This window comes from Pseudidiomarina homiensis, from assembly GCF_003987225.1.
GTDB lineage: Bacteria > Pseudomonadota > Gammaproteobacteria > Enterobacterales > Alteromonadaceae > Pseudidiomarina > Pseudidiomarina homiensis.
Window position 1 is genome coordinate 1,616,448 of sequence record NZ_PIPX01000001.1, and the last position, 13,488, is coordinate 1,629,935.

Annotated in this window: 11 protein-coding genes and 1 tRNA gene; 8 read left to right on the forward strand and 4 right to left on the reverse strand. The window is 50.6% G+C overall.

Annotated elements, in window-relative coordinates; all coding sequences use genetic code 11:
- Window positions 1-8 precede the first annotated feature (8 nt).
- On the reverse strand, window positions 9-1,577 hold the full coding sequence (locus CWI70_RS07690; protein WP_126771992.1) for a sodium:solute symporter: 1,569 nt from the start codon (window positions 1,575-1,577) through the stop codon (window positions 9-11).
- 122 nt (window positions 1,578-1,699) lie between these two features.
- Window positions 1,700-2,983, reverse strand: coding sequence for a hypothetical protein (locus tag CWI70_RS07695; protein ID WP_126771994.1), 1,284 nt, complete (start codon window positions 2,981-2,983; stop codon window positions 1,700-1,702).
- A gap of 112 nt (window positions 2,984-3,095) precedes the next feature.
- Between CWI70_RS07695 and CWI70_RS07700 the strand changes: the two genes are divergently transcribed.
- The 5 genes from CWI70_RS07700 (at window position 3,096) to CWI70_RS07720 (ending at window position 8,644) form a co-directional block, all read left to right on the forward strand.
- Window positions 3,096-4,010, forward strand: a complete 915-nt coding sequence (locus tag CWI70_RS07700) for a glucosamine kinase nucleotide-binding domain-containing protein (protein ID WP_126771996.1) — start codon at window positions 3,096-3,098, stop codon at window positions 4,008-4,010.
- Window positions 4,007-5,002 (forward strand): glucosamine-6-phosphate deaminase NagB-II, encoded by a 996-nt coding sequence (gene nagB-II, locus CWI70_RS07705; RefSeq protein WP_126771997.1) that lies wholly within the window; start codon window positions 4,007-4,009, stop codon window positions 5,000-5,002. Before CWI70_RS07700 ends, nagB-II begins: the two co-directional genes overlap by 4 nt.
- Entirely contained in the window at window positions 5,002-6,126 is a 1,125-nt protein-coding gene (nagA, locus tag CWI70_RS07710; RefSeq protein ID WP_126771999.1) for an N-acetylglucosamine-6-phosphate deacetylase, read from the forward strand. Before nagB-II ends, nagA begins: the two co-directional genes overlap by 1 nt.
- 2 nt (window positions 6,127-6,128) lie before the next feature.
- Window positions 6,129-7,406, forward strand: coding sequence for a sugar MFS transporter (locus CWI70_RS07715; RefSeq protein WP_126772001.1), 1,278 nt, complete (start codon window positions 6,129-6,131; stop codon window positions 7,404-7,406).
- 95 nt (window positions 7,407-7,501) lie between these two features.
- The gene (locus CWI70_RS07720; protein WP_241967870.1) at window positions 7,502-8,644 is read left to right on the forward strand and encodes a GGDEF domain-containing protein; all 1,143 of its coding nucleotides are present in this window, start codon (window positions 7,502-7,504) and stop codon (window positions 8,642-8,644) included.
- 5 nt (window positions 8,645-8,649) lie between these two features.
- Here the strand turns inward: CWI70_RS07720 and CWI70_RS07725 are convergent, their stop codons facing one another.
- A complete protein-coding gene (locus CWI70_RS07725; protein WP_126772005.1) occupies window positions 8,650-9,108 on the reverse strand; it encodes a flotillin family protein in 459 nt (152 codons plus the stop codon).
- A 133-nt stretch (window positions 9,109-9,241) separates the two neighbouring features.
- On the opposite strand from CWI70_RS07725, the gene CWI70_RS07730 reads away from it, so the two are divergent.
- From CWI70_RS07730 to CWI70_RS07740, 3 genes are all read left to right on the forward strand, one after another.
- Window positions 9,242-10,315 (forward strand): beta propeller repeat protein, encoded by a 1,074-nt coding sequence (locus CWI70_RS07730; RefSeq protein ID WP_126772007.1) that lies wholly within the window; start codon window positions 9,242-9,244, stop codon window positions 10,313-10,315.
- A 46-nt stretch (window positions 10,316-10,361) separates the two neighbouring features.
- The gene (locus tag CWI70_RS07735; RefSeq protein WP_126772009.1) at window positions 10,362-11,918 is read left to right on the forward strand and encodes a serine hydrolase; all 1,557 of its coding nucleotides are present in this window, start codon (window positions 10,362-10,364) and stop codon (window positions 11,916-11,918) included.
- A gap of 105 nt (window positions 11,919-12,023) precedes the next feature.
- Window positions 12,024-12,100, forward strand: a tRNA-Arg gene (locus CWI70_RS07740).
- A gap of 189 nt (window positions 12,101-12,289) precedes the next feature.
- Here the strand turns inward: CWI70_RS07740 and CWI70_RS07745 are convergent.
- Window positions 12,290-13,252, reverse strand: coding sequence for a HindVP family restriction endonuclease (locus tag CWI70_RS07745; RefSeq protein WP_157980884.1), 963 nt, complete (start codon window positions 13,250-13,252; stop codon window positions 12,290-12,292).
- Window positions 13,253-13,488: the final 236 nt, after the last annotated feature.

Sequence of the window (13,488 nt, forward strand, 5' to 3'; positions counted from 1 at the left end):
GTCACTCTTCACTTGCTTGGAGCTTCGTTTGTTTGACTTCCGGCCAAACAAATCAGCGTAGAAATTGCGGTACCGATCATCAATTGCCAGGTGAAGCCAATATCGGTCACCCACTCTGCCGGCAACAGGAGCTGCTGCGTATAGGGTTGCATTAACAGTGGCACTAAAAACCCTACAACAAGAGCTGTCGTCACTGAGCGGCGACTGCCACGCTTGCTAAATAAGGTGACAAAATAGACGCCCAACAGCCCACTGTAAGAAAACACCATTACACTTAATGCAAATTGTAGCAGTGGGGTGTCCGTGTATTGCTGCCAGTAATAGCACAGGCAAGCCATCAAGCCGAGTGCAGCTGCGACAACCGCCATACCTATACGGCCGGCCTTAACATAGTGCGCGTCGTTGTGTTGTTTGCCTTTACGCTGTTGCCACGGGCGGTAGATGTCCTGAATTACCACGCTCGACATTGAGTTCAGGCCTGAGTTCAGCGTCGACAGTGCTGCCGCGATAATACCGATGGTCACCAGTCCTCGTACCCCTGCAGGGATTTCGGTCAGTACGTAGTACATAAAAATGGTCACCGCTTCGCCGGCAAACGTTGGCACAGGGCCATCTGTTTGCCCGCTCGCCATAATGTCCGGACGCTGGTAGTAAATAAACAATAGCAAACCAATAATGATAAACAGCAGCATCACTGGGATCACCATCACGACGGACATGAGAATGGCTTTACTGCCTTCTTTTGCGTCTTTACAGGTGAGCACGCGTTGCGTCATGTCTTGGTCGAGGCCAAATGCGGCGATATTCAATAGCACAAAACCGGTAAGCACCGACCAAATGTTGAATACGCCGGAGCTACTAAAATCAACGTTAGTGTCGATGAGCGTAAGCTTTGAAGACTCACCCGGTGCTGGATTTTGCAGTGCTTGAATAAGCTCGCCAAAACTTACCGGGATGGCATTGTAGAGCACAATGATGACGGCGATGGCAGCACTAACATAAACAACGGCTTGCAGTACGTCTGAATAGATAATCGTGCGGATACCGCCGTAAACAGTATAGATGAGTCCAATAAAGGTCAGCAGGAGCGTCGCCGTAATGACACTTTCGGCGTCGATATTGCCAAACAGGATCATGGCAACCGCAATCGCCGCCATGTACAGTCGAGCACCGCTAGCAAACACGCGGCCGAACAGATACATCATTCCGGCTTCACGTTTAGCGCGTTCGCCGAAACGTTGCTCAAGCAGTTCGTAGACCGTATAAACCCGCTGTTCGTAGAACTTCGGGATGAGGAATATCGCCACGAACCCTACCGCAATGAACGCACCGATGTTGGTTGCTAAATAGGTAAGATCGCCGCGGTAACCTTGATCCGGCCCGCCTAAAAAAGTCGCAGCCGACTGCGACGTTGCGAGTACCGAGATCGCCACCACCCACATCGACATTTTATTGCCGCCAAGAAAGTAGTCCTGCGTCGATTGGCTCTTGCGATTGAACAGCCAGCCGCTGCCCAGTAACACTAACCCGTACGCCACGAACACCATGACATCGGCTAAAGAATATTGACCTAGCATCGTCCTTCGCTTTTTCTAATCATTATGCCCCTAAAATAAATTATTCCATCGTGAATGTATATACGGAATATAAATTTGGAATAAAAAGGGAGGGCTACCCTCCCTTTGCGAGCGCAAACGTTTTAGGGGCGATCGCTGATGAGTTGCTGCACGGTGCGGCGCAGCAACGTTTCGAGTTTAGCGCCAGCGTGACCGACGTTAGCTTCGGTATTGTCGTTAACACTCGCTTGCGCGGCGACAGTGAACTCTCGAGTACCGTCGGCGAGCGGTAAGCAGATATGCGCTAAGGCAACGACTTCACTGGTACCACGGGTTTCACTAGGGCCTGCGCCAAGTTTATGGAAAATACGCCAATTGCCATTCGTCGCTGTATCGAGCGTGTCTTGCACACTTAAGCCTTCAAGTTCGGGGTATTCAGCCTGCAGCGCTTGCGCGATCGCGCGGTGCGGCGTCAGGCTAGCTCCCGCCATCATACCACCGGCATTCGCACTATTTTCACTATGCCCTAGGCCATAGAACAACATCATGACGGCATCATCGCTTAACCCTGGCATGCGCGTTTCCGGCACGCGTTTATGGGTCGCTAAGCGTTTTAAGAATTCAGCCGAAGCTAAAGTGGTCATGGGTTTATTACCCGTTAAACCGCAATCATCGCAGCGATAACTCAAAGCGCCGGGGTCACTGTCGCGCGCAACAATTTGCGCGCTCACCGAGCGTGACGGTGTGCGCCAATAGCTATCGCTCGGGGCAAAAGCAGAGGGGCCATAGGCACCACGAAATTTCACCTCGGGCTGACCAATGTTCAGCCACGCATCGTGAAATAATGCGGTCAAATAATCGCGGCCGGCGACATTGGCAAAATAATACGCAATGGCGTTCGAGTTACCATCGGCGGCACCCGAAACCTCATAGCTATGCACGCTGGTAATTAAGTCGGCTAGTTTAACCTCGCCGACGACCGTATCCGGTTGCGCAAAGTTGTCGCTCAACAACGACATGGCACCAGAATAGGCCATAATTTTTGATGAGCTCCAAGGCTCATACAAGTCATCGTGCGTTTCATCGTTTGCTAAGTAACGAAACGCTAATTCACCCGCTTTGTGCGCATAGTCGATGACCAAAATCTTGCCGTCACTCGCATTTGCGTCAAAATAGTCCCAGTCATGCGCGCTACGCGTTACCCAGCCCGCATCGGTTCCCGTTTCAACAGTTGTTGCATAACGCTCATCGGTCGCCGCTACCTTGGGTGCACAGGCTTGCCACCGTGGCTCCGCATGCTCCGGCTGAAGTGGGGCCGCTCCCATGATCTGCTCGTAATACGATAATCCGCTCGGTTCTTCTGCGGTGCATGCCACTAAAGGCAATAGCGCACAGATCCCGAAGATGTATTTTGTTGAATTTTTCATCGTTCAATTCCTTATTATTCCCAAAACAAGAATAAAGTATTACAAATCAGGTGGCAAAGTATGGCAGTATGTCTGCTATAACAAAACACGAACACTTAAAGAAAGATAGTTTATGTCGCAGAAGAATACGTCAGAGCAAGCACCGCTTTTTTACGCCGGTGTCGATGGTGGTGGCACTAAGTGCCGTGCCGAGCTCTATGACCCCTCAGGGAATTTACTTGGCGCCGGCGTCGCTGGATCGGCCAACATTGCACGCAACGGCGAAGTCGCGCGGCAATCCATTCTCGCATCCGTTAGTGCAGCTCTTCAGCACGCCAACTTACCCCCTGAAGCGCTGCAACAAACACTGGTGTGCGGCGGCTTTGCTGGTGCCAACTTGCCGTCAGCAAGCAACGCTCTAAAGCGATGGCAGCACCCATTTCATAGCTTTTACTTCACTTCAGACCTGCACTCTGCCCTTTATGGCGCTCACGACGGTGCTAACGGTGCAGTGCTGGTCATTGGCACTGGCTCGTGTGCCGCAGCGCTGAAGGACGGCGAACTTACCCAATACGGTGGGCATGGCTTCTTACTTGGTGACAAAGGCAGCGGCGCATGGCTGGGTAAGCAAGCGGTCATTCACACCCTCGAAGCGATCGACGATATACAGCAAAAAGGTGCGCTCGCCACGGCCGTTTGCAATCATTATCAAGCCCACAGCGCGACCGACCTGGTCGACAAACTCAATCAAGCCAACCCCGGCGTATTTGGTGAACTCTGCCCTATTGTGCTCGAGCTCGCCAATCAACAAGACCCGATTGCCCAAGCTTTGGTACAACAAGGCAGTAGCTACCTCAGTGCCATCGCCCGCAAGGCCATAGCACAGAGCGGTGGTCAACTGGTGCTCGCTGGTGGCGTTGCTAACGCGCTCCAACACCAGCTTGAGGCAGACATTCAAGCCAGTCTCACCGCCAGCACACACGGCCCAGAGTGGGGCGCAATCTTACTGTATCAACACGGCGCGTTCACAGAAGGAGCGAAGTTATGACCGAAAGTCGTATGCACATCGAAGCGCAAGCCACCCCTGAGGTCATCAAGGCGCAGTTACAAGCCAATGCCGCCATTTGCGAGCAACTTGGCGCAGAGCTAAGACAACAACCGCCCACTGGCATCATGATGATTGGCCGTGGCACTTCAGATCATGCCGGCGTATTCGCCAAGTATTTATTTGAAGTTGAAGCAGGTGTTCCGGTGTTCGCAGCAGCACCTTCCGTCGCCGGTGTTTATAACAGTCAACTGAAGCTTAACGGCTGCCTCGCTATTTGTATTTCACAGTCAGGGCAGAGCCCCGATATTGTTGAGCAAGCCAAACGGGCCAAAGCTGGCGGCGCCAAACTTGTCGCCATCGTCAACGTTACCGATTCACCTTTAGCGCAATTAGCCGACACCGTGCTGCCGTTGCATGCCGGTCCCGAGCTCGCCGTAGCCGCGACCAAAAGTTACTTAGCAAGTCTTAGTGCGCTTGCACAGATTTGCGCTTATTGGCAGCAAAACGACGAGCTCAAACAAGCATTAACGAACTTGCCGCAACAACTGCAAGCAACGCAAAAGGCTCCCGCCTGCTTGCATGCCGAGCAATTGCAGAACTTGCGTCATTGTGTCGTGCTTGGACGGGGCTTTGGCTATGCTATTGCCCGGGAAATTGCTTTGAAACTTAAGGAAGTTCTTGGTATTCATGCTGAAGCTTTCAGTAGTGCAGAATTCTTGCATGGCCCGGTAACTCTGGTCGAAAAGCATCTTAGCGTTTTTAATGTCCATATCTATGACGAAGGTAGCGACATGCATCAACGGCAACTGGCTGATATTCAAAAGCGTGGAGCGCACATCGTGCAAATGCCAGCGCCAGAGGCGGTGCACCGGCGCTTACAGCCGCTTGCGGTGATGCAGCGCTTTTATCTTGATATCGAACATGCCGCGCGGCAACTCGGGCTTAATCCTGATGCGCCACCTGGCCTGAAAAAAGTAACGGAAACACACTAATGTTTGTTTGCGACTACGTGTTAACGCCCAACGGTTGGGCGCACAACCAACTCATCACCCTTGAACATGGCCGCGTCAAGACGCTTCAAGATGCGCCTACCGAGCATGACTTGCCGACCTACCACGGACGCCTGGTGCCGGGTTTCATCGACGTTCAGGTTAACGGTGGTGGCGGTGTGCTCTTTAACCAAGAGCGCACACCTAAAGCCCTGCAGCACATCATGGCTGCGCACTTGCAGCATGGCACGACCGGCATGTTGCCGACGCTCATTACCGATAGCATTGAGGCCATGGTCGACGCCGCACAAGCTATCAAGGATGCCAAACAACAAGGCATTCTGGGAATTCTTGGTATACATTTTGAAGGTCCTTGGTTAAGCGTAAAACGCAAAGGCGTGCATCCTGAGAACTCTATTCGCGAGCCGAGCGCTGCAGAATTAGAAATTCTCACCGACCCAGAACTTGGCCTAGTGATGGTAACGCTAGCCCCAGAAACGGCTCCGGTGAGCGTCATTCAAAAGCTAACTGCAGCAGGGATCAAAGTTTTCTTAGGTCATTCCGACGCCAGTGCCGAACAAGTCAACCAAGCGCTCGATGCCGGTGCTGTAGGCTTTACCCACTTGTACAATGCGATGTCACAGCTTCACTCCCGCGCTCCAGGTATGGTTGGCGTTTGCCTTGCCCGCGACGCATATGCGGGCATCATCGTTGATGGTTATCACATTGACCCGCAAGCTTGCCAAGTTGCTTTTCGCGCCAAGGGTAAGGAACAAATGATGCTGGTCACCGATGCCATGGCATTAGCCGCCACTGACGCTACCGAAGTACCGTTCTTTGACACCAAAATTCAGCGTGACGGTGACAAGTTAACGACGCCAGATGGCACACTTGCAGGTTCTTGCTTAACCATGATTGATGCGGTAAGAAACACGGTGAACATGTGCGGAGTACCTCTCGCTGATGCAATTGAAATGGCCAGCAGCACCCCCGCAAAAATGCTCGGTATTGCTCATGAAGTAGGCCATATTGCACCAGGTCAACAAGCTAATTTCATGCTACTCGACGAACATTTAAACATCGCGCAACTGTGGTTGCTCGGTGAACCCACGCAACAGGACGCTTAACGATGGCCACTTTTATTCCAATGCTTGTGATTGGTTTACTGTTTTTCATTTTCGGCTTCGTGACTTGGTTGAACGGAGCGTTAATTCCGTTTTTGCAAATCATCTCAGATCTCAATGAATTCCAAGCCCTACTGATCGCTTTCTGTTTTTACATTGCATACGTGGTCATGGCCCTACCCATGTCATGGGTACTCGACCGTACCGGCTATAAGAATGGCATGGTCGTTGGTTTAGCACTGATTGGTTGTGGTTTGTTACTATTCGTACCCGCCGCGCAAACGCATTACTTCAGCATTTTCTTGCTTGCACAGTTTGTTGTCGGTTCCGGGCTCACTATTCTACAAACGGCCTCGAACCCCTACATCGTGCGCATTGGTCCGCACGAGTCCGCGGCGGCACGAATTGCGATCATGGGTATTTTGAACAAAGCGGCAGGCGTCATCGCTCCACTCTTTTTCACCTGGTTAGTATTGGCCGACTTCCCTAACGTGAGTGCGGCCAGCGTTGCCGAACTCAGCGCGGCAGAACGCGCCACCCAAGTGAGTGCCATGGCTGCCAAAATCATTCCGCCTTACGTTGGCATGGCGGTGGCCATGTTTGTGTTAGCCCTTGCCTTCTTTATGGTGCGTCTGCCGAAGATTAAAGAAGAAACACCCTCTGGCGCAGCGGTACATGAGTCGGTGCTCAAGTATCCACAACTGGTCTTGGGTGCGGTTGCTTTGTTCTTCTATGTTGGCGTTGAGGTTATTGCGGGCGACACGATTGGCATGTACGGTTCGAAGCTCGGCCTCGCTAACTATTCAAGCCTGACCTCATACGTAATGACCGCGATGGTAGTAGGTTATTTGCTCGGGTTAGTGCTTATTCCGCGCTGGCTAAGTCAACAAGGCGCGCTAACGGGATCAGCGCTGCTAGGCTTGATCTTTACCGGCTTACTACTGATTAGCTCCGATAGCAGCACCACCATCGCCAGCGTCCTTTGGGGTTGGAGCGGCGTGCCACTGGTCCCAGATTCAGTCGCATTTTTAGCGCTACTTGGCTTTGCCAACGCGATGGTATGGCCAGCCATTTGGCCATTAGCTTTAGCCGATTTAGGTAAGTTCACCGCGCGTGGTTCCGCGATTCTCATTATGGGCATTGCTGGCGGTGCCATTCTACCGCTCGTCTACGGCGGTCTCGCTGAAGGCCTTGGCAATAAAGGTGCCTACGCCCTATTACTGGTGGGCTACTTAATCATCGGCTGGTACGGCATCAAAGGTCACAAAAAACGCAGTTGGTAACTACTTTTTGTTGGGTAGGCTTTGTTAAATCGGGTCTTTCGGGCTATTCTTGTTCATTATAAGAAGTAAAAAAAAGAGTCCGTGCGCCCGTGGAAATGCATCTTCCAACCCTGATTATTACGACCATTGCCCTCAACGTCTTGTTAGCTGGGGTAATGTTTATTATTTATCAGGTGCGCCGCTCGCAGAAAAGCTTTCTCACATGGTCATTAGCCTGCGCTGTGTTTGCGATCGCAGTCATGCTTACCAGTATGCGTGCGATTGTTGATGACCAACCTTGGTTGACGGTCTTTATGGCCGACTTGTGCATCATTTTTGCACCATTGTTAGCTTTGCATGGACTGCGCCAATACCAAGTCCAGGGCCCGGTTTCGTTAAAGCTCGTAGCACTGGTGATGAGCTACAGTGCGCTGCCCCTCGTCTACCTTTACACGTCACCATTGCATGCCCAAACGTTAACTGCGGTTATTACCGCGGCAATTTACTTGTTTGCCGCTGCCTATATGCTCACGATACGACAAGCGCCGGCGCTCTCTCGTAACGTCTTGTTTTTACTGTTTTTGCTGCATGGCGGGCTGATGTTGGGTATGGCAGGCATGCTATTTCAAAACCTAGGTGCTACTCAATACGTTACCGTGGAGCCGATTCTGAAGCTCATTCTCATCACTCATTTGCTGCTAACCACAGGCACCGTAACGCTATTCCCAGTCTTCGCCTTTGCCATGAGCGAACGTAGACTACTCGAGATCGTTAACTTTGACGAGCTCACACAACTCTACAATCGCCGTGCGTTCTTTGAGCGGGGCAGCATGTTACTCGCAAAAAATCGCGTACTGCGCAGGCCGTTCTGTGTACTTATGCTCGACTTAGATCACTTTAAAGAAATCAACGACAATTACGGTCATGCTGCGGGTGACGCCTGCTTACAAGAAGTCGCGAAGATTATTCGGGAAAGTGTGCGTGATAACGATGTGGCCGCGCGCATTGGCGGCGAGGAATTTGCGTTGGCCCTAAGTGACGTCGACCGCAATCAAGCTGAATTACTCAGTTATCGCTTATGCCAGCGTATTTCGCAGCAAGTCTTTGCTTATGAGGATCAAGCCATCGAGCTCACCGTCAGCATTGGCGGTATTTTCAGCATTTCAAGCCGACGTGAACTAAGCGACCTATTAAATGCCGCTGACTCAGCGCTCTACGAGGCGAAAGCCAGCGGCCGAAATCAATTTAAGTTCGCGTAAAGCTATTAATAGCGCTGCCGACGGTTATCACCGTTGTCGTCTTTCGCTTTTTCTTTCGCATTTTTGCGCACTTCTTTACGCTGTTCCTTCAAATCTTTGCGATACTCACGCTCAGCTTCAGCACGGTCCTTTTCAGCTTCGCGCTGCGCCTCTAACGCATCTTTACGATACTCACGTTCGGCTTCGAGCTGCTCTTTTTCCATCTCGCGCACAATCTTTTCACGCTCGCGATCAGCTTCGGCGACATCCTTAGCGTATTCACGCTCGGCTTCGGCCCGATCTTTTGCGGCCTCACGATTCGCTTCAGCTCGATCTTTAGCCGCTTCGCGTTGCGCTTCAGCGATGTCTTTGGCCTGCTCTTTCGCGTCATTCGATTCCTGCTGCCAAGGGAATGCCTGCGCTGCGCTCATAGCACCAAAACCAGCTAACAATGCACTTACTACCAGTAATTTTACTTGTTTCATAAGTTATCCTCCGAGTTGCTTGAGTTTCAGTATAGATAGGCCACATCGGAGCGCCACGACCTTAACTCGAACTTTTCATTTGGCTGTCACAATTCCCGACATAAGCACATCTTGCTAAAAAAGGAGCACCGCTATGAAAAGCCTATGGATCGTCATTGCACTTGGAATTTTCACCTTAACTGCCTGTGGCGGAGGCAGTGACGACACGCCGCCAGACGCTGGTAATCCGCCACCGGTTAGTTCCACACTCAGCACCGAGCTTAGTGGTTCGCAGACCGTTGACGCGCTCGTCTTAGATGGCGAGGCACAATTGGCGGCGACAACTTCGGGTCTATTATGGCGCGCCGACGCTGATGCACAATGGCAAACACGCTCGCCGCTGTCGGAACCAGTAACCGCACTTACCATTATCGACGAGGGTCACTACCTCGCCGCCTTTGCCGGTGATGAATCAGCGCCTGCTCCGCTCTATGTCACCACGGATTCGGGCCTGACTTGGCAAGCAGTGAGCCATAATTTCGGCGGTACCGAGCACACCCCTATTCGCGCTTTGCGTTACGACAGCACGACGGATCAAATTTATGCCCTTGGCGCTGATGCGCTGGCGGTGGCCGATCGCAGTGCGCAAGACTGGATACTCTTGGCTGGTCGCTGGGATGCCTTTGCGACCGGCCTGAATTTGCTCCGCATCGACCCTGTCGACAATGCCGTTTGGTATGGTGGTCAAGGCGCTATCGAGAACGGTTTTCTTGTACGTTATGACCGAGACACCCAGGAGCAGCAGCGCTGGGACGACCTACTGCCTAACCCTTCTTCATTCAAAGGTGGATTAATTCATCCCACCGATCAGCAACTCGTGCTGTTTAGCGGTGAAGGCGGCATTGTTCGCAGCACAGACCATGGCGCCAGTTGGACCCTGCCACTTGGTGACGTCAATCATCGCTTTTATTTCGACATTGTCTTAGCCGATTCTGGGGTGCTCTACACCGCTGGCTATGACAAAGGCTCTCCGACGCAAGATCTTATTGTTGAATGCAGCTCCGATAATGGATTTTCTTGGCACCGCAATGATTTCAGCGAAGCAACCAGCCGTGGCGGCGTCAAAAGCCTCATGTTGGTCGATGAAGTGGATACCACCAAACTTTACTTGGGGCTTTGGGAGAATGGCATCAAATCAGTAGACTTAAGTGATTTGCAGTGCGGTTAAAATGCCGTAATCTTAGATAAATTTCGTTCATGATTAGGTACCTACCATGACTCTGAGCTTTTTACGTACAAAACTCGCCGTCGGTGCAGTTGTCACTGCATTAACCCTAACCTCTCTAGGCTACACACCATCAGCACAAGCACAAAGTGCAGAAGACATTCGAGCCAACGCCGAAGCTGTGCTCGAGGCCTTCAACGTTCCCGGCATTGCGGTGGTCGCGGTCAAAGACGGTGAGGTCATTCTCGCTGAGGGTTTTGGCGTGCGCGACATAGCCAGCGGCAAGGCGGTCAATGCCAATACTTTGTTTGGCATCGCCTCAAACACCAAGGCTTTTACCAGCGCAGCCATCGCCACACTGGTGGAGCAAGACAAGCTGGGGTGGGACGACAAAGTCATTGAGCACATTCCGGAATTTCGTTTGGCCGATGAAGACATTACGCGCCAGCTCACTATTCGTGACCTGTTAAGCCATCGCTCAGGGCTGGGCTTAGGTGCGGGCGACTTGATGATTTGGCCGAATACCGACAAAACCATCGACGACCTCTTTGCGGGTCTTGCCCATGTACCTGTGCAGCGCAGTTTGCGCCAGCAATTCGCCTACAATAACCTAATGTTTGTCACCGCCGGTGAAATCATCGCGCGGGTAAGTGGTATGCCGTATGGCGACTACATCACGCAAACCTTTTTACAGCCGTTAGGCATGAACAACACCCGCGTCGGTTTCTCTAACATTCCCGCCGAGAACGACAACTTCGCCGTCGGCACCGTCGAGTACGAAGGCGGCTTGCATCGCTTCCCACTCGATTATTTGGAAGACTTCAGCTCTGCTGGTGCGATGGCGAGCAGCGTCAACGAACTAAGTAAGTGGTTACTTACTCAGCTGAACAATGGCGTCGCACCTAGCGGTGAACGCCTGTTTAGCCAAGGAACACAAAATACCATGTGGAACGTCGCTACGCCTCTGCCCGCAGACAGCAATCCCGCTACCCAATTTCGTGGTGTCGGTCTTGGTTGGTTCCTAAAGGACTACCACGGCGTGAAACACGTTTCGCACAGTGGCGGTATTTTAGGCATGCTGTCCCTCACCACGCTGATTCCGGAACACAACTTTGGCATGGTCGTGTTGAGCAACCAACAAGCCTTCGGTGCGCTCACCGTGGTCACTGAAGAAGCCTTAGAGGATTTACTCGACTTGCCTGACCGCGAATGGCTTACTGAAATGCAAGCGGTTCATCAAGAGTTCATGGCCAGCAAAGCCGGCTTTGTGCTCGAGACCCCAAAACAAGTGCGTGAATCACTGCCGTTAGCCAACTATGCAGGCACGTACAACGATCCATGGTACGGCGACATAGAGCTGACATTGGTGGACGGCGAATTGCGCATGGACTTCACCCATACCGAGTTGCTCAAAGGTAGCCTTGAACACTACAACGGCGACACCTTTGTCGTACGCTGGGATGAGCCACTGCTCGAAGCCGATGCCTTTATTGATTTCAAAGTCAGCCGCGACAACAGCGTGCAAGGCGCTCGCATGGAAGCTGTCGCCGACTTTACGGACTTCAGCTTTGATTTTCATAACCTGCGGTTAACGCGCAAAGAATAACCAGCTACCGCATCGATAACGGCTTTTAACTGGACAAGCAGAGCGATATTCCCTAGAATTCCCGCCTGCTTGTTCGCAAGCTCCCCCGCATTAAGACTCTGATGCGCACCCGTAGCTCAGCTGGATAGAGCGCTGCCCTCCGGAGGCAGAGGTCACAGGTTCGACTCCTGTCGGGTGCGCCATAATTCTATAGCCTGACATTGATAGCAAGTACTAACTTTGAGGCTTTTGTGCCGATTCTGTGCCAAAATTGTGACTTGTTAAGGTTTTGCCTCCAAGTTTCATGACCTTCGCACAACATTCTTGCTCTTAATCGATTTAGGAAGCAAATTCTGTCGTTTTCTCTTAAGCATAAACAACAATATTCAATTTTAAGCATCGTCTTTAAATAATTCCTGTGCTGTATAATACAAGCTTTGATCAAAACGACGTTCTGGACTTAACTCTTTGTGCCCGCCATTCATAATCACATTTGTGATGCTAGATAATTTCATAATTGGATTATAACGTCGAGGATGATTCATAAATCTACGAGTCATTTTACCATTCAGAGCAAATTCTTTGTCAGTCTGCAGGTTGAAAGCCATTTGAGTATAAATATTATGAATATTTACCTTATCTGTTTGTGTTAGTTCGTAAAGAATCCTTGCAAGCCTTAGCGTTGATCTATAAAGCCTTGTAACTTTCCCCACATCTCGCTCTCTTGATGCGCAATCAATAAAGGTACGGCAAATAGCAAAGTCGCTCCAAACAAAAATATCATATGCATTACCCTTATCAATAATCGGTGACTTACCCAATGTCTTCCATATTGGATGTAATAAAAAAGGTTTTTGGTAGTCTTTAAACTCTGTAAATATTTTATTTAAACACCCAATGATTTCCTCCCTTTTACTCAACATTTCAACAGTATTATCCCAATGTTGAATTGTCGAACAGGTAGGCTCTAAGATTTCCTTTAGTCTCGCTCTAAATGGTTTTATCGAATCAAAAATACCTAGCGCGGCGTAAGAAGTACTTGCAGGTCTAATCACCAACTCGGTACCCCAGTCAGACTCTCTGTCGTTTGCAGTGGTATTGTCCGGAATAACTGTAAGCTTAACTTCCAAGGCTCGAATAAATGAGTCACCGAGTTTTAGTACGAGATCAATTCCTTTAATGTCTGTCCTTGAATATTCTTGGTAAGGCTCGAATTTTGACTCGAATAAAAAACTCAATTCATTATTTGCCACATCGGTACCAAATATAAAATCAAAACCTTCTTCTCGCGCTTCTACCTGAAGCTCTTGATTCGTGCATAGGTATACAGCAGAAGTATTTGTGTGAATCGCCACTAGTTGAGAACTATTTTTAATTAATGTACCGTTAAGCTGCTTATTTAGAACTGTAGGTAATGATGCTTAGACTGGGATTTTTATTACTGGTGCTTGCTGCCGTTCTGACTCAAATCAGTCAGTCGGTTGCTGACGTGCATCAATCTCACCAGTCATCTTCTGAGCAACACCTCAATTTTGAGCATGACGAATCGCACATCGATAAGCGAAACCTCCCTAAAAGTGGCGAAATCAGC